This is a genomic window from Streptomyces sp. NPDC046215 (assembly GCF_040646215.1).
Classification (GTDB): Bacteria; Actinomycetota; Actinomycetes; order Streptomycetales; family Streptomycetaceae; genus Streptomyces; species Streptomyces stramineus.
In genome coordinates, this window is the sequence record NZ_JBEYZW010000085.1 from 1 (window position 1) to 16,415 (window position 16,415).

Here is a 16,415-nt window from a genome sequence, read left to right on the forward strand (position 1 = left end):
GGCTGGTTATGGCTGAGCTCAGCCATAACCAGCCCGTCCGGGGGCACCTCCCAGCGTTAGCTGGGGGAGATTGAGGACGCGCCCGCAGGGCGCCCGCCGCCGCAGGCGGCAACTATGAACGCGCCGTAGGCGACAACGGCCCGCAGCCGAATCCCCGGCCGGACCGCGCATCACCGTGCCCGGAAACGGAACCCGCCCCACCGCCATTTTTCGGTCATATTCCGCCGCACTTCGGCCGACACCAGGTTCCCTATACACGGGTGTGAATGCGACACCTTGGTCGCACAAATTCGAAAATGTCCCCTCCACCCCCCTGAGCCGACGCCTGAAAACGCCGCGGTAGCGGGCTGGTCACGATTCGGTCAGACTTCCCGGTAATCTTTGTTACCGGCGGTACGGTTCCCGGGTTCTTGACACGTACCTCTCGGGGGATTCATGCGAATCAGTACCGCCGTGGCCGTCTGCATTGCCGCCGCCCTGTCTCTCACCGCCTGTGGCGGGGAGTCGAAGGACGAGTCATTGGAGAGTTCGGCCACCGCGTCGCCCTCCGCCGGTGGAGGCGGCACCAAGGGTGAACCCCTGCCGCTCGGCAAGGGCATGGAGACCGTCGGCTCCGGTGGCGGCGGCCGGCTGGAGCTCACGCCGTCCAGCGTCGTGTACGCCACGAAGGCCGCCGCCGACAAGCCGGCCCGGGGCCTCTTCGCCGTCGTGACGGTGCGGGACCGCCCGACCTCGGACACGGCCGCCGCCGAGACGGCGCCGACCAACCGGGGCGGCTGGCAGTGGAAGGCACCCGACGGCACGGCCGTCGGGCAGGACGACGGCAACGCCACCAGCGTCTCCCTGGCCGGCTTCGACGCGAGCGGGCCGATCGCGGCCGGCACGGTGAAGTGGCGGGCGCGGGCGTTCGACATCACCGACGCGCAGCGCGGCGGGACGCTCGTCTACACCGACGGCGAGGGCGCCACCTACGAGTGGAAGATCCCCGCGCAGGACAGCGGCTCGCAGGTCGCCGAGCTGAAGAAGAAGCTGGCCGGCTGAGCCCGGCGGCACCCCGCGCACCGGGCCCGTCCCTCCTGGGCCCGCCCGGCCCATGAGCCCGGGCGGGCCCGGCCCCGGGTCAGCGCAGCGGCCAGCGCGGGTCGATGACGGCGGTCGTATTGCCCTGCCGCCGCAGCCAGTTCTCGTAGCCCGCGGCCCACTCGCCGTACCAGCGCCGCTGGTCGCGGTGGAGGTCCCACGGCTTCGCGTCCGCTATCTCCGGGTACCGGTCGGCGACGGCGCAGGCCACCCGCACCGCCGCGAGGGCGTCCGCCCCCGCCTCGTGCGCCCCGTCCAGCACGACGCCGTACTCCCCGCAGACCGCCTCCAGGGTGCGCTTGCCCTTGCGGTAGCGGTCGACGGCCCGGTCGATGGTGTACGGATCGACGACCGGCCCCGTCTCCCCGCCGTCGGTGTCCGGCTCCCGTTCCGCCTCCAGCTCCCGCAGGCGCTCGCCGAGCGGGCGCAGGCCGTGCCGGCGCAACTCTGCGGCCAGCAGCGTCAGGTCGAAGCAGGCGTTGTACGCGACGACGGGCGCCCCCGCGGCCCAGTGGAGGGCCAGCGTGGCCGCTATCTCCTCGGCGACCTCCGCCGCGGGCCTGCCGAACGCGGCGCGCTCGCTCGTGATGCCGTGGACGGCCGCGGCCTCGGCCGGAATGGGGATGCCCGGATCGGCCAGCCACTCCCGGCGCCCGATGGGCACCCCGCCCTTGGTCTCCACGACCGCCGCCGTGACGATCCTCGCCTCTGCCGGATCCGTGCCCGTGGTCTCCAGGTCGAACCCGATCAGCAGCTCCTGGTGCCACCCCATGGCGGTCCCCCTTCGTGGTGCTTCCCCCGACTGAGCACCCAGCGTCGCACGCCCCACTGACAACGCCCGGCGGCCGGCCGCTGCCGGGCCCTCTTTCAGGAGACGGGCCGCGAGTCCGCCCAGACGCTCTCGAACTCCTCGCGGTACGTCTCGAAGAGGCCCTGCTCCGGCTCGCGCCCCTCCCGTACGACGTTGCCCCGGCCGCGCAGCACCAGCACCGGCGCCTCCATGCCGCGCGCCTTGCGCAGGTAGGACTGCACCACCGCCAGGCCGTCGGTGCCGTCGCCGTTGACGAGGTAGGCGGTGAAGCGCGGCGTCTCGTCGAAGACGCGGATCTCGAAGGCGGCGGTGTCACGCAGCCGGTCCCGCACCCGCCGCATGTGCATGATGTTCATCTCGACGGACCGGCTCATCTCGCCCTTTTTGATCCCCAGTTCCCGCTCCCTGCGGCGCACCGCGCTGCTGGCGGGGTTGAGGAAGAGCAGCCGGGCCCGGCACCCGGCCTCGGCCAGGCGGACGAGCCGCCGGCCCGAGTAGTTCTGCACGAGCAGGTTCAGTCCTATCCCGACCGCGTCGAGGCGGCGGGCGCTGCCGAAGAGGTCCTCCACCGGCAGCTGCCGCTGGAGCCGCACCCGGTCGGGGTGGACGCCCACGACGTCGGCGTAGCGGTCCCCCACGAGGTCCTCGACGGCGTCGATGGGCAGCCGGTCGGCGGAGGGGACGCCCGCGCCGGTGCCGCTGCCCAGGATGTTCAGCAGCCGGGCGGACGCCCGTTCGGCCTGGGCGAGGACGGCCTCGGAGAGGGCGCGGTTGCGGGAGACGACGTTGCGCGTCACCTCCAGCTCGTCCAGTGCGAGTTCGAGGTCGCGCCGGTCGTCCAGGTACGGCTCGAAGCACGGCCAGTGCTGGACGAGCAGCTCGCGCAGCTGCGGCAGGGTCAGGAAGCTGAGGACGTTGTCGTCGGCCGGGTCGAGCAGGTAACCCTTGCGGCGGCTGACCTCCCGCACCGCCACGGCCCGCTGCACCCATTCCTGCCCGGCGGGGCCGGCCGCGGCGACGACCCACTCGTCCTCGCCGTGGACCGGCTCGTAGACGGGCCGCAGCACCGCGGCGACGACCGCGCGCAGCCGCTGTTCGACCAGATTCAGCCAGATGTAGGCCCGCCCGGCCCGCCGGGCCCGGGTGCGCACCTCGCCCCAGGCGCCGGCGTCCCAGTCCAGGGCCGCCCCGATCTCCACCGGCCGCGCCAAGGACACCGCGCCGGGTGGTGTGTCGGCCGAACCGTCTTCCCCGGGACAGCCGTCCCCAGGGGGCAGCTCCAGCCCGCCCGAGCTCACCAGTGCACCGCCTTCCGCCCCCGTCCAACGATCAAGGCAGACTACTGTGCGGGCGGGACGCGCTGCACCCGGACGCGGCCGGTGCCCGGCCAACTCCGCCACCCCGGGTACGGGTTGTGTCCGGGTGGTGCGGCGGGAGTGAGCGGTTTCATAGCGGCAGGTCCGCCACGGCGCGCGCCGGGCGCGCCGGAAGGCCCCGGTGAGCGGCCGGGAAGGGCCGGTCACCCGGTTGGACGAGCAGGACGGAGCCGTGGGTGCGCTCCTTTTGGGGAAGATCTGGCGAAAGGGCGGCTCGTCGGCTCCGGTTGGGCAAGGATGCCGGTTCGGTCCCGTACAGGAGCCCCGCGGCGCTCTGGCAGATGACCCCGAAGAACCGGTGAAGACCGGCAAAGGATGGAAGAGTCGACTCATGCAGGTCTGGCCGGGACAGGCGTACCCCCTCGGCGCCACGTACGACGGCGCCGGGACCAATTTCGCGGTCTTCTCCGAGGCCGCCGAGCGGATCGAGCTGTGTCTGCTCCACGACGACGGCTCGGAGACCGCCGTGGACCTCCGGGAGAGCGACGCGTTCGTCCGGCACGCCTATCTGCCGGGCATCATGCCGGGCCAGCGGTACGGCTTCCGGGCCCACGGCCCGTACGAGCCGGGCCGCGGGGCCCGCTGCAACTCCGCCAAGCTGCTCCTGGACCCGTACGCGCGGGCGGTGAGCGGGGCGGTCGACTGGGGCGAGGCGGTCTACGGCTATCCGTTCGGGCGCCCGGAGAAGCGCAACGACATGGACTCCGCGCCGCACATGATGACGTCGGTCGTGGTCAACCCCTACTTCGACTGGGGCGACGACCGGCCGCCGCGCACCGACTACCACCGCACGGTCATCTACGAGGCCCACGTCAAGGGCCTGACGATGTGCCACCCGGCGCTGCCGGAGGAGGTGCGGGGCACCTACGCGGCGCTCGCGCACCCGGCCGTCATCGAGCACCTGACGGAGCTGGGGGTGACGGCGATCGAGCTGATGCCGGTCCATCAGTTCGTCAACGACCACCGGCTGGCGGACGCGGGGCTGGCCAACTACTGGGGTTACAACACCATCGGATTCTTCGCCCCGCACAACACCTACGCGTCGTGGGGCGACCGGGGGCAGCAGGTCCTGGAGTTCAAGTCGGCGGTGCGGGCACTGCACGCGGCGGGCATCGAGGTCATCCTCGATGTGGTGTACAACCACACGGCCGAGGGGAACCACCTGGGGCCCACGCTCTCCTTCCGGGGCCTGGACAACGCCTCGTACTACCGGCTGGCGGACGATCCGCGCTATTACATGGACACCACGGGCACCGGCAATTCCCTGCTGATGCGCAGCCCGCACGTCCTGCAGCTCATCATGGACTCGCTGCGCTACTGGGTGACCGAGATGCGGGTGGACGGCTTCCGCTTCGATCTGGCGGCGACGCTGGCCCGGCAGTTCCACGAGGTGGACCGGCTGTCCTCGTTCTTCGACCTGGTGCAGCAGGACCCGGTCGTCAGCCAGGTGAAGCTGATCGCCGAGCCGTGGGACGTCGGGGAGGGCGGCTACCAGGTGGGGAACTTCCCCCCGCTGTGGGCCGAGTGGAATGGGAAATTCCGGGATACCTCCCGGGACCTGTGGCGGGGCGAGCCGGCCACCCTGGCGGAGTTCGGCTCCCGCCTCACCGGCTCCTCCGACCTCTACCAGGGCGACGGCCGCCGGCCGCTGGCCTCCATCAACTTCGTCACCTGCCACGACGGCTTCACCCTGCACGACCTGGTGGCGTACAACGAGAAGCACAACGAGGCCAACGGCGAGCAGAACCGCGACGGCGAGAGCCACAACCGCTCCTGGAACTGCGGCGTGGAGGGCGAGACCGACGACCCGGCGGTGCTGGCGCTGCGCGAGCGTCAGATGCGCAATTTCATCGCCACGCTGATGCTCTCCCAGGGCGTGCCGATGCTCAGCCACGGGGACGAGTTCGCGCGCACCCAGCACGGCAACAACAACGCCTACTGCCAGGACAACGAGGTCGCCTGGGTGCGCTGGCCGCACCCGGCCGAGGAGTCCTCCGCCATGGCGCGCCGCATGCTGGCCTTCACCCGGGCGATGGTCTGGCTCCGCCGCGACCACCCCGTCTTCCGGCGCCGCCGCTTCTTCCACGGCCGCCCGGTGCAGGGCACCCACGACGACCTCTCCGACATCGCCTGGTTCACCCACGAGGGTGAAGAGATGCAGGACGCCGACTGGCACGCCTCCCACGCCAAGTCGCTGACCGTCTTCCTCAACGGCGGCGCGATCTCCGAGCCCGGCCCCCGGGGCGAGCCGGTCGTCGACGATTCGTTCCTGCTGATGTTCAACGCGCACGACGAGCCGCTCGACTTCGTCGTTCCCGTGGATCACGGCAGGCAGTGGCAGGTGATCGTCGACACCGCCCACCCGGAGGGCGTGGAGACCGACGGGCCGAAGATCCAGGCCGGTGACCGGCTGACGCTGACGGACCGCAGCCTGACCGTGCTCCAGCGGCCGGCCTGAGGGATGCCCGGCGGGTCTGCGGCTGCGGCCCGGCGGTGCTGCCGCGTCTTCGGCCTCGCCACCTGCGGCGGCGAGCGCCCCGCGGGCGCGTCCTCGCATGCCGGACAGGCCGGCAGCAGCCCGTCGGGGGTGCCCGGGGCACCGCCGCGCAGCGGTGGCGCATCCCCCTGATCCGCCGACAGGCCGTAGTCGGCTGCGGCATGACCGCCCGTTGCGGGTACGTACGTTCCCATGACGCCCGACAGCGCCCGTCCACCGACCGCCACCTACCGGCTCCAGCTCCAGCCCGCCTTCCCCTTCCGGGCGGCGGAGCTGGCCGTGCCCCGCCTCGCCTCCCTCGGGGTGTCGCACCTGCACCTCTCCCCCGTCCTGGAGGCCGTCCCGGGCTCCACCCACGGCTACGACGTCGTCGACCACTCGGCCGTCCGGGCGGAGCTCGGCGGGGAGGAGGGGCTGCGCGCCCTGTCCCGTACCGCCCGGTCGCACGGGCTGGGCCTGATCCTCGACATCGTCCCCAACCACATGGCCCTCCCCACCCCCGCCCGCCTCAACGGGCCGCTGTGGGAGGTCCTCCGGGACGGCCCGGCCTCCCGGTACGCCCGCTGGTTCGACATCGACTGGTCCGAGCACGGCGGGAAGGTGCTGCTCCCGGTGCTGGGCGGCCGGCTGGGCGACGAGCTGGAGCACCTGGCCGTCGACGGCGGCGTGCTGCGCTACCACGACCACGCCTTCCCGCTGCGGCCCGGCTCCGAGCGGCTGCCGCTGCCCGAGCTGCTGGACGCCCAGTGGTACCGGCCGGCGTGGTGGCGGCTGGCCCGGACCGAGCTGAACTACCGGCGCTTCTTCACCGTCTCCGAGCTGATCGCGGTCCGGGTGGAGGACCCCGAGGTCTTCACCGCCACCCACGCCAAGGTCATCGAGCTGCTGTCCGAGGGGGTGGTCGACGGGCTGCGCGTCGACCACCCCGACGGGCTCGCCGACCCGGCCGGCTACCTCCACCGGCTCGCCGGGGCAACGGGCGGCCGGTGGACGGTCGTCGAGAAGATCCTCGGGGGCGACGAACGCCTGCCCGCCGGCTGGCCGGTCGCCGGCACGACCGGCTACGACGCCCTGCGCCACCTCGACGGCCTCTTCGTCGACCCCGGGGGCGCCGCGGAGCTCGGTGCCCGCTACCGCGCCTTCACCGGCCTGCCGCCCGACCGAGGCGGGGACTGGCCGGCGACGCTGCGCCGCGCCGCCTGGCGGGTCGTCACCCACGAGCTCGCCGCGGAGGTCGAGCGGCTGGTCCGCTCCGCCGGGCGGGTCTGCGAGAGCTCGCTCCACCTGCGCGACCACGGCGCGTGGGCGCTGCGCACCGCCCTGCGCGAGATCCTCGTCCGGCTGCCGGTCTACCGCCCGTACGCGGTGCCCGGCCGGCCCGTCGCCCCGGTGGACGCCGGGCTGCTCGACGAGGCGGCCCAGGGCGCCCGGGCCGCCTTCTCGGTCCCGGAGGAGGCTCACGTGGTCGAGGCCGTGCGGGACGCCGCGCTCGGGCGCCTGGGCGACGGGCCCGACCACCGGGACTTCTGCGCCCGCTTCGCCCAGACCGCGTCCGCGCTGCGCGCCAAGTCCGTCGAGGACACCGCCTTCTACCGCTACGCGCCCCTGCTGTCGGCCACGGAGGTCGGCGGCACCCCGGACCGGCCGTCGGTCAGCCCCGCGGAGTTCCACGCCTACTGCTCCCGCCTCCAGCGCGACTGGCCCGGCTCGGGGACGGTGCTCTCCACCCACGACACCAAGCGCAGCGCCGACGTCCGGGCGCGGATCGCCGCCCTGACGGAGGCGCCCGAGCGGTGGGCCGAGCTGATGGAGCGGCTCACCGCCCGCGTCCCCGCGCCCGACGCGCACGTGGCGTGGGTGGCCTGGCAGACCGCCTTCGGTCTGGGCACCACCGCCCCGCCCGAGGCCGGGCGGCTGGGCCCCGCGGTGCTCAAGAGCGTGCGGGAGGCCGCGCTGCGCACGACGTGGACCGAACCCGACACGGGCTACGAGGAGGCGGTCGCGGCCTTCGTCGCGGCGGGCCCCTGCGGGCCGGACCACGGCGCGCTCACCCCGCTCGCGGAGGACCTCGCGCCGTCCGTCCGCGCCAACACCCTCGGCGCGGCCCTGCTGCACCTGACCATGCCGGGGGTGCCGGACCTCTACATGGGGACCGAGCGCGCCTACGCCGCCCTGGTCGACCCGGACAACCGCCGGGTGCCGGACCTCTCCGGAGACGAGGGCGCCGGGCTCTCCGCCGAGAAGCTGCGGCTGACCCGTGCCGCGCTGCGCCTGCGGCGCGAGCACCCCGGCTGGTTCGGTCCCGGGGGCTCCTACGAGCCGCTGGGCGCCGAGGGACCGGCCGCCGCCCACTGCACGGCCTTCGCCCGCTCGGGCGAGACGGTCACCGCCGTGACCCGGCTCCCCCGGCGGCTGGCGGCGGCCGGGGGGTGGCGGGAGACCGTGCTGCCCCTGCCCGCCGGTTCCTGGCGCGAGGTGCTGACCGGCCGGGTGCGGGAGGGGCGGGTCGCCCTGGCGGAGCTGCTGGAGAGCTGTCCGGTGGCGCTGCTGGTGCGGGGGTGAAGCGGCGGGCCGCGCACGGCGCGGGCCGCCTTCGTCGTCAGGGGGCTTCGTCGTCGGGGGCTTCGCCGAGCGGGCGGCCGGGCCGGTCAGGAGCGCGGGCCGGGCCGTCGTCATCGCGTACTGCCGGGACCCCGGCAAGTGACCGGTAATTCCGGGGGTCAGCCTCCGCCGCCGGCGCGGCGGAATTCCGGCCCGCCGGAATGCACGGCGCTTTCCGTCCCGCTCCCGGTATCGGCGAGCAGCCCCCACCGCGCCGCCGCGGCCACGGCCTCGCTCCGGTTGCGGGCGCCGACCCGGCTGTAGAGGTGCTGCACCCGCCGGTACATATGGCGCTCGGAATACCCGGAGGATTTGGCGATCTCGGCGACCGCCCGGCCGGAGGCGAGATCGCGCAGCAGGCCCGTCTCGCAGACGCTGAGGTCCGGCGCGCCGGGCACGGCCGGGGTGCGTTCGGCGAGCGCCCGGGCCACGGCGGCCGGAATGCGGACGTCGCCGCGCAGCGCGCACCGCAGCACCTCACCGATCTCGTCGAGGTCCGCGTCATGGGCGACCAGCCCTTCGACCCCGGCCCGCAGGGCGGAGCGGTAGTCGTCCACGGTGGGATCGGTGAGGAGGGCGACGACGGAGCGGGACGGCCAGATCTGCTTCAGCCCGCCGACCTCCGACATGTCGTCGGAGGGCACGTGCAGCAGGCAGGCGTCCCACTCCATCCCGCCGGATAACTCGATCGAATCGGATTCGTGGACACCGAAGCCCGATTCCTTGAGGGCGAGCGCCAGTCCGCACCGATAAGCCGGTGCGCTGTGGACGACCAGAACACTTTCGCCGCGCACCGGGTCATCGCTCGGGCAGCCAGCAGACATTTCTTCCCCCTTGGTGTTACGCGACACCGCCCGCGAATTCCTCGGCCGGGTGCCGCACGACCGGTGTGTATTTCGGCCCGCCTCCGCCACGGGTCGAAATACTGAGCGCTGTTCAAAGGGAATCCATTGCGAAGTCTAATGGGAAAATTCACCCACCCTCAAGCAGAATACCGGTCCATTCCCGGCCCCGGGCAACCGGCATCGGCCCCGCCCGGCCGGCCGCCCCGGAAGGCACCGGCCGCCGAACGCGTCGGGCCGCTTCCGGTACGGGAGCGGCGCGGGCACGGCACCATGGACAGCACCGTCGTCGGGAGGAGCCGGCTGTGCTGTTCGAGGTGTGGGCGCCGGAAGCCGGGCGGGTGGCGCTGCATATGACGGGCCGTGACCACCCCATGGAGCCGGACCCGGTACGGGAGGGCTGGTGGCGGTGCACCGCCCCGGCCGCGGACGGCACCCGCTACGGGTTCGCCCTGGACGGCGGGCCGGTCCGGCCCGACCCCCGCGCGCGCAGGCTGCCGGACGGCCCCGACGGGCCCGCCGCCGTCGTGGACTTCTCCCGCCTCCCGTGGCGGCGGGAGTGGCGGGGCCTCCCGCTGGCGGGCGCGGTCCTCTACGAACTGCACGTCGGCACGTTCACCCGCGAGGGCACCTTCGACGCGGCGGCGCGGCGGCTGCCGCACCTGGCGGACCTCGGCATCACCCATGTGGAGCTGATGCCGGTCTGCCCCTTCCCCGGCCGGCACGGCTGGGGGTACGACGGGGTGGCGCCCTGGGCGGTCCACGAGCCCTACGGCGGCCCGGAGGGCCTCGTGCGCTTCGTCGACGCGGCGCACGGCCTGGGCCTCGGCGTCGTCCTCGACGTGGTGCACAACCACCTCGGCCCGTCCGGCAACCATCTGCCCGCGTTCGGCCCGTACTTCACCGACACCCACCAGACGCCGTGGGGCGCCGCCGTCAATCTCGACGCCCCGGGTTCCGGCGAGGTCCGCGCGTACCTGACGGGCAGTGCCCTGGCCTGGCTGCGCGACTACCGGCTCGACGGGCTGCGGCTGGACGCCGTGCACGCGCTGGCCGACACCCGGACGCCGCACTTCCTCGCCGAACTGTCCGCGGCCGTCGACGCGCTGGCGGCCCGGCTCGGCAGGCCGCTGTTCCTCATCGCCGAGTCCGACCTCAACGACCCCGCCACCACCACCCCGCGCGAGGCCGGCGGCCAGGGGCTGCACGCGCAGTGGAACGACGACTTCCATCACGCCCTGCACGCGGCCCTGACCGGCGAGTCCCAGGGCTACTACGCCGATTTCGCCGCCGACCCCGCCCACGCCCTGGCCAAGACGCTGACCGGCGGTTTCTTCCACGACGGCACCCACTCGGCCTTCCGGGGCCGCCGCCACGGCCGGCCGCTCGACCGGCGGACCACGCCCGCCCACCGGCTGCTGGGCTACGCCCAGACTCACGACCAGGTGGGTAACCGGGCCCTGGGCGACCGGCTCTCGGCGCATCTGTCCCCCGGCGCGCTGGCCTGCGCCGCCGCGCTGGTGCTGTGCGCGCCCTTCACCCCGATGCTGTTCATGGGCGAGGAGTGGGGCGCCCGCACGCCCTGGCAGTACTTCACCGACCACCCGGACCCGGAGCTGGCCGAGGCCGTGCGCACCGGGCGGCGGCGGGAGTTCGCCGCGCACGGCTGGGCCGCCGAGGAGATCCCCGACCCGCAGGACCCGGCGACGCGGGAGCGCTCCTGCCTGGACTGGACGGAGCCGGAGCGCGCACCGCACCGCGCGCTGCTCGCCTGGTACCGGCGGCTCGTCGCCCTGCGCCGCGCCGAGCCGGACCTGACCGACCCGGACCTCATGGCGGTCACCGCCGACGTGGGCCCCGGCCCGGCGGCCGTGCTGCGGCGGGGCGCGCTGCGCGTCGCCGTCAACCCCGGCGGCGAGGCGGCCGCGGTCGCGCTCGGCCCGGCGGCCGCGCCGCCGGAGGTCCTGGCCGCCTGGGGGCCGGTCGAAGCCCCCGGCGCGGACGGCCTGCTGCGGCTGCCCGCCGGTTCGGCGGCGGTGCTGCGCCTCCGCTGAGGGATTGCGGCCGCACCCGGGGGGAGGGACGCTGGAAGGGGCGTATCCGCGCCTCTGTGAGCGCGGAGCCCGAGCGCCGGGTGCGGTGCGTCGCACCGAAGGGGTGAGTGACATGCGCACTCTTCTCAGGGCCCGGATGGACACCCGAGCGGGGAACGAGTCCCTCAAGAACGGCACGATGCCCAAGATCGTGGACGAACTGATGGAACAGCTGAAGCCCGAGGCGGCCTACTTCGGGCCCCTGGACGGCGGCCGCACCTGCCTCATGGTCTTCGACATGCAGGACTCGTCCCAGATGCCCGCCATGCTGGAGCGGCTGTTCATGGAGATGGAAGCGGAGGTCGAGCTGAACCCGGTGATGAACTACGACGACCTGAAGAAGGGCCTGGGGGCGCTGGGACACTGACCCGCGCCCCCCGCGTCTCACTCCGCCGCCGGCTCCAGCCGGAGGGAAATGGAGTTGATGCAGTACCGCTGATCCGTCGGGGTGGGGTAGCCCTCGCCCTCGAAGACGTGGCCCAGGTGCGAGCCGCAGCGCGCGCAGCGGACCTCGGTGCGGGTCATGCCGTGCGAGCGGTCCTCGATCAGCTCGACGGCCGAGGAGTCCTTCGGGTCGTAGAAGCTGGGCCAGCCGCAGTGGCTCTCGAACTTCTCCGTGGAGCGGAAGAGCTCGGCACCGCAGGCCCGGCAGGAGTAGACCCCGGCCGTCTTGGTGTCCGTGTACTCCCCGCGGAAGGCGGGTTCGGTGCCCGCCCGGCGGAGTACCTGGTACTCCGCCGGGGTCAGCTCCGCGCGCCACTGCTCGTCCGGCTTCTCGACCTCGTACGTCATGTCGCGCGTCCCTTCGGTTCTGCGGGTGTCAGCTCTCCAGGCGGGCCAGGATCTTCGGACCGAGGTCCGTGACGTCACCGGCGCCCATGGTGAGAACGAGATCACCGGGCCGGGCCATTCCCGCGATGACGTCGGCGACGGCCGCCATGTCGTGCTCGGGGCGCACGTCCGCGCCGGCGGCGCCGGCCGCGTCGATGATCAGGGCGCTGGTGATGCCGGGGACCGGGTCCTCGCGGGCCGGGTAGATGTCCAGGACCACGGAGGCGTCGGCCAGCGCGAGGGCCGCGCCCATCTCGGTGCCCAGCTCCTGGGTGCGGCTGAAGAGGTGCGGCTGGAAGACGACGAGGATGCGGGAGGCGGCGTCGACCGCGCCGCGGATGGCCTCCAGGTCGGCCGTCATCTCGGTGGGGTGGTGGGCGTAGGAGTCGATGACCTGCACGCCGTTCGCCTCGCCCTTGAGCTGGAGGCGGCGCTTGACGCCGGTGTACTTGCCGAGCGCGGAGGCGAGGTTGTGCGCCGGGATGCCGAGCGCGACGCCCGCGGCGAGGGCCGCGACGGCGTTGAGCGCGTAGTGCCGGCCGGGCACGGAGACGGTGAAGGTCAGCATCTTGCCGCCGAGCAGGACGGTGACCTCGCTGGTCAGGCCGCGCGGGTTGACCTTGAGGACGCGGACGTCGGCGTCCTCGGCCGCGCCGTAGGTGACGACCTCGATGTCGTACCGGCCCGAGACCCGCTCGGTCAGCTCGCGGGCACCGGCCTGGTCGGCCGCGACGACCAGCGTGCCGCCGGGGCGGATCCGGCCGACGAAGGTGTCGAAGGACTCGTAGATCTCGTCCATCGACGCGTAGTTCGCGTGGTGGTCCAGCTCCACGTTGAGGACGATCGCGACCTCGGGCGCGTACTTGTGGAAGCTGCGGTCGCTCTCGTCCGCCTCGGCGACGAAGATCTCGCCGCCGCCGTGCCGGGCGTTGGAGCCGGGGGCGTCGAGGTCGCCGCCGATGGCGTACGACGGGTCGAGGCCCAGGGCGTCGAGGGAGACGGCGAGCATCGACGTCGTGGTCGTCTTGCCGTGGGTGCCGGCGACGGCGATCGGGCGCAGGCCGTCCATCAGCCGGGCGAGGGCGTCGGAGCGGTGCACGACGGGGACGCCCCGCTCGGTGGCGGCCGCCAGCTCGGGGTTGTCGGCGCGGATGGCGCTGGAGACGACCACGCAGGTGGCGTCGTCGGCCAGGTGCGCGGCGGCGTGCCCGATGTGCACGGTGGCGCCGAGCGCGCGCAGGGCCTCCGCGGTCGCGGAGTCCTTGGCGTCGCTGCCGGCGACGGCCGCGCCGCGCTGCGCCAGGATCTTCGCGATGCCCGACATGCCGGCGCCGCCGATGCCGATGAAGTGAGGTCGGTCCATCGTCGTGGGGACGGCCGGTGCCATGTGCGGAGCTCCCTGAGGGTCGGTGCCTGGTTCCCGTGGCTGCCGGAAGGGGTCCAGCGGTTTCCGGCAGCTACTCGGCCACGATTGTTGCACCCGATGGGGGCTGCCCGTCCGGGGGCCGTCCCGGGGCGGCCCCGCGGGGCGGCCCCGGCCTCCTGCCGGGACGGCGCGGGTCACTCCTCGTCGTCGTTGTGGGCGTAGAGCTTCAGCACGGGGACGCCGACCTTGTGGCGGGCGCGGGAGGCCCAGTCGCGGTGGAAGAACTCCTCGACCAGGTGCGGGGCGGTCAGCACGATCACCTCGTCGGCGTGGGTCTGCTCGACGACGGAGCGCAGCAGGTCCAGCGGGTGGCCGTCGATGAGCTGGCCGACGGCCTCGCTGCCGGCGTCGCGGAGCGTGCGCAGCGAGTGTTCGAGGGCGAGGGCCGCGGGCCGGCGGGCCTGCTCGCCCTCGGGCTCGTCGGCCTCGTGGACGGCTTGTTCGAGCTCGCCGAGGGCCACGTCGTCGATGGCGCGCAGCAGCCGGTCCTCGGCCCCTCTGGGCTGCATGAGGACGACGAAGGACATCTGGTCCTCGTGCAGGGAGGTGACGAAGTCGACGTCGGCTGCGGTCAGGGGCTGTTCGATCATCAATACGCTCGTGAACACGGTGGGAGCCCTTCTCCATCGTGGGCCACCGGGCCCAACAGAAACCATCCTGCGCGTGCCCCCCTGGGCCCGCCTGTTCTGATCACGTTCCCCTCGGGACGCGTCTGACTCAATTCTGCCCGTCGACAGCAAACCGGAACGGGTAATTCCGCCGATTGTCAGATGCGGTGGTAGCGCGTGAAGAGGAAACCGGACTCCTCCAGCACCGCCGCGAGGACGAATCGTTCCGGCACGGCGATGGAAGGTCCGTTCACCACGCGGGGCGCGCTGCCCGAGGTGAGCAGGGGGGCCAGGGACAGGCACAGCTCGTCCAGCACGCCGGCCGCCACGAACTGCCCCAGCAGCCGGGGCCCGCCCTCAGTGAGCAGCCGGGTCAGCCCGCGCTCGGCCAGCACCTCCGGGACGCGGGCGGGGTCGACCCGCCGCCCCTCGCCCGCCGTGACCACCTCGGCGCCCGCCGCGCGGGCCGCCGCCAGCCGGTCCTCGGGGGCGTCCTCGCCGGTCAGGACCAGGGTCGGCACCAGGGGTTCGGTGAACAGCGGCAGGGAGAAGTCCAGGTCGAGGCCGGCGCTGACGACGGCGATGGCGGGTGCCGGGCCCTGGCCGAGCGCCGCCCGGCGGGCCGCGAACGCCTCCCGGGCCCGCGCGGGCCGGTACCCCTCCTTCCGGACGGTCTCCGCGCCGACCACCACGGCGTCGGCGAGGCCGCGCAGGGTGCCGAAGATCCGCATGTCGGCGTCGGAGGAGAGGGGCTGGGAGCGGCCGTCGTGGTGGGCGGCGCCGTCGAGGGAGGAGACCATGTTGGCCCGCAGCCACGCGTGCGCGCCCGGCGCGGGCCGCTCCGCGCCGGTGGCCGTGCCCGGTGTCTCGGGGTAGGCGTACGCCTCGGCGAGCTCGTCCAGGCTCCAGGTGCGGTCCTCGGTGACGGGCGGTTCCGCAGGGGCGGCGGGGGCACGGGAGGCGGGGGGCGCAAGGGGGAACAGGCGTCGCATAGGCCGCAGTGTGGCATGCCGTGCCCTTCCCGGCGCCGGGTCCCGGGCGGCAGCGGCTAGGCTGGAGCGTTGTGTCGCCCTCCACCGCCTCCGCATCCAGCGCGGCAGACTCGCCCGACCGTGGCGCCCCCGGCTCCGACGCCGGGGCCGGCTCGCCCGTCGCGCTCGTCTCCCGCGCCCCGCACGTCCCCGCCGACCGACTGGTCGCCGAGATGGTGCCGCCGCCGCGCTTCGGCTCGGCGCGCTTCGACACCTACATCCCCGACGCCGCGCAGCCCAGCCAGGCCGAGGCCGTCCGGGTCCTCGGCGACTTCGCGGCCGGGCTCGGCGGCGCGAGCGCGAGCGGCGCCGGCCGCCGGCGCTGGTTCCGGCGCGAGACGAAGCCCGCGGCCGGGCCCCGCGGCGTCTACCTCGACGGCGGCTACGGCGTCGGCAAGACCCACCTGCTGGCCTCCCTGTGGCACGCCACCCCCGCCGCGCCGGAGCACAAGGCGTTCGGCACCTTCGTCGAGCTGACCAACCTCGTCGGCGCCCTGGGCTTCCAGCAGACCGTGCGCACCCTCAGCGGCCACCGGCTGCTGTGCATCGACGAGTTCGAGCTGGACGATCCGGGTGACACCGTGCTCGTCTCCACCCTGCTGGGCAAGCTCGTCGACGCGGGCGTGGCGCTCGCCGCGACGTCCAACACCCTGCCCGGCAAGCTCGGCGAGGGCCGGTTCGCGTCCGCCGACTTCCTGCGGGAGATCCAGGGGCTGTCCGCGCACTTCCGTCCGCTGCGCATCGACGGCGAGGACTACCGGCACCGCGGCCTGCCGCAGGCGCCGGCCCCGTACGACGACGACACCGTCACCCGTACGGCGTACGCGACGAGCGGTGCCTCGCTCGACGACTTCCCCTCGCTCCTCGCGCACCTCTCCAAGGTCCACCCGAGCCGCTACGGCGCCATGTGCGACTCCGTGCGGGCCGTGTGCCTGACCGGTGTGGAGCCGGTCGGGGACCAGTCCACGGCGCTGCGCCTGGTGGTGCTCGCCGACCGGCTCTACGACCGTGAGGTGCCGGTGCTGGCGTCGGGGCAGCCCTTCGACGCGCTGTTCAGCGAGGAGATGCTGAACGGCGGCTACCGCAAGAAGTACTTCCGGGCCATCTCCCGGCTGACGGCGCTGGCGCGCGACGCGAAGCCGCTGGTCGCCGGGCAGAGCAAGCAGTCCGAGTAAGGGCGGGCGTACCGGGCCGCGCGGGGCGGGGCATAAGGTGCCCC

The 16,415-nt window shown here is 73.8% G+C and carries 13 protein-coding genes; 6 read left to right on the forward strand and 7 right to left on the reverse strand.

The genetic code is table 11. The features are described from left to right. The first annotated feature begins 435 nt into the window (after positions 1 to 435). On the forward strand, positions 436 to 1,041 hold the full coding sequence (locus ABZ951_RS27600; protein ID WP_344094313.1) for a hypothetical protein: 606 nt from the start codon (positions 436 to 438) through the stop codon (positions 1,039 to 1,041). Between the two features lie 79 nt (positions 1,042 to 1,120). On the opposite strand, the gene ABZ951_RS27605 is transcribed toward ABZ951_RS27600, so the two are convergent. Next, positions 1,121 to 1,852, reverse strand: coding sequence for an exonuclease domain-containing protein (locus tag ABZ951_RS27605; RefSeq protein ID WP_344094315.1), 732 nt, complete (start codon positions 1,850 to 1,852; stop codon positions 1,121 to 1,123). Between the two features lie 95 nt (positions 1,853 to 1,947). Then, positions 1,948 to 3,189: an SAV2148 family HEPN domain-containing protein gene (locus tag ABZ951_RS27610; RefSeq protein WP_344094318.1), complete on the reverse strand. Its 1,242-nt coding sequence runs from the start codon at positions 3,187 to 3,189 to the stop codon at positions 1,948 to 1,950. Positions 3,190 to 3,598: 409 nt separating this feature from the next. Here ABZ951_RS27610 and glgX point away from each other — a divergent pair, with 409 nt between their 5' ends. Together glgX and treY are read left to right on the forward strand one after the other, a co-directional pair. Beyond that, positions 3,599 to 5,725: a glycogen debranching protein GlgX gene (gene glgX / locus ABZ951_RS27615; RefSeq protein ID WP_344094320.1), complete on the forward strand. Its 2,127-nt coding sequence runs from the start codon at positions 3,599 to 3,601 to the stop codon at positions 5,723 to 5,725. 231 nt (positions 5,726 to 5,956) lie between these two features. Continuing rightward, positions 5,957 to 8,326 carry a malto-oligosyltrehalose synthase gene (gene treY, locus ABZ951_RS27620; protein ID WP_344094322.1) on the forward strand — a complete coding sequence of 790 codons (2,370 nt, stop codon included), beginning with the start codon at positions 5,957 to 5,959 and terminating at the stop codon, positions 8,324 to 8,326. 158 nt (positions 8,327 to 8,484) lie between these two features. Here the strand turns inward: treY and ABZ951_RS27625 are convergent, their stop codons facing one another. After that, entirely contained in the window at positions 8,485 to 9,189 is a 705-nt protein-coding gene (locus tag ABZ951_RS27625; RefSeq protein WP_344094324.1) for a hypothetical protein, read from the reverse strand. A 65-nt stretch (positions 9,190 to 9,254) separates the two neighbouring features. On the opposite strand from ABZ951_RS27625, the gene treZ reads away from it, so the two are divergent. Both treZ and ABZ951_RS27635 read left to right on the forward strand, forming a co-directional pair. After that, positions 9,255 to 11,261, forward strand: coding sequence for a malto-oligosyltrehalose trehalohydrolase (gene treZ / locus ABZ951_RS27630; RefSeq protein ID WP_361280939.1), 2,007 nt, complete (start codon positions 9,255 to 9,257; stop codon positions 11,259 to 11,261). A 112-nt stretch (positions 11,262 to 11,373) separates the two neighbouring features. Then, positions 11,374 to 11,667, forward strand: coding sequence for a hypothetical protein (locus ABZ951_RS27635; protein ID WP_344090905.1), 294 nt, complete (start codon positions 11,374 to 11,376; stop codon positions 11,665 to 11,667). Between the two features lie 17 nt (positions 11,668 to 11,684). Here the strand turns inward: ABZ951_RS27635 and msrB are convergent, their stop codons facing one another. The 4 genes from msrB to ABZ951_RS27655 form a co-directional block, all read right to left on the reverse strand. Next, positions 11,685 to 12,092, reverse strand: coding sequence for a peptide-methionine (R)-S-oxide reductase MsrB (msrB, locus tag ABZ951_RS27640; protein ID WP_344090908.1), 408 nt, complete (start codon positions 12,090 to 12,092; stop codon positions 11,685 to 11,687). 28 nt (positions 12,093 to 12,120) lie between these two features. Continuing rightward, positions 12,121 to 13,518 (reverse strand): UDP-N-acetylmuramate--L-alanine ligase, encoded by a 1,398-nt coding sequence (gene murC / locus ABZ951_RS27645; RefSeq protein WP_344090910.1) that lies wholly within the window; start codon positions 13,516 to 13,518, stop codon positions 12,121 to 12,123. 173 nt (positions 13,519 to 13,691) lie between these two features. After that, on the reverse strand, positions 13,692 to 14,165 hold the full coding sequence (locus ABZ951_RS27650; protein WP_344090912.1) for an indole-3-glycerol phosphate synthase: 474 nt from the start codon (positions 14,163 to 14,165) through the stop codon (positions 13,692 to 13,694). 158 nt (positions 14,166 to 14,323) lie between these two features. Further along, complete coding sequence (locus ABZ951_RS27655; RefSeq protein WP_344090914.1) at positions 14,324 to 15,157, reverse strand: pyrimidine reductase family protein; 834 nt, start codon at positions 15,155 to 15,157, stop codon at positions 14,324 to 14,326. A gap of 71 nt (positions 15,158 to 15,228) precedes the next feature. Between ABZ951_RS27655 and zapE the strand changes: the two genes are divergently transcribed. Continuing rightward, positions 15,229 to 16,371 carry a cell division protein ZapE gene (gene zapE / locus ABZ951_RS27660; RefSeq protein WP_344090917.1) on the forward strand — a complete coding sequence of 381 codons (1,143 nt, stop codon included), beginning with the start codon at positions 15,229 to 15,231 and terminating at the stop codon, positions 16,369 to 16,371. Positions 16,372 to 16,415 lie beyond the last annotated feature (44 nt).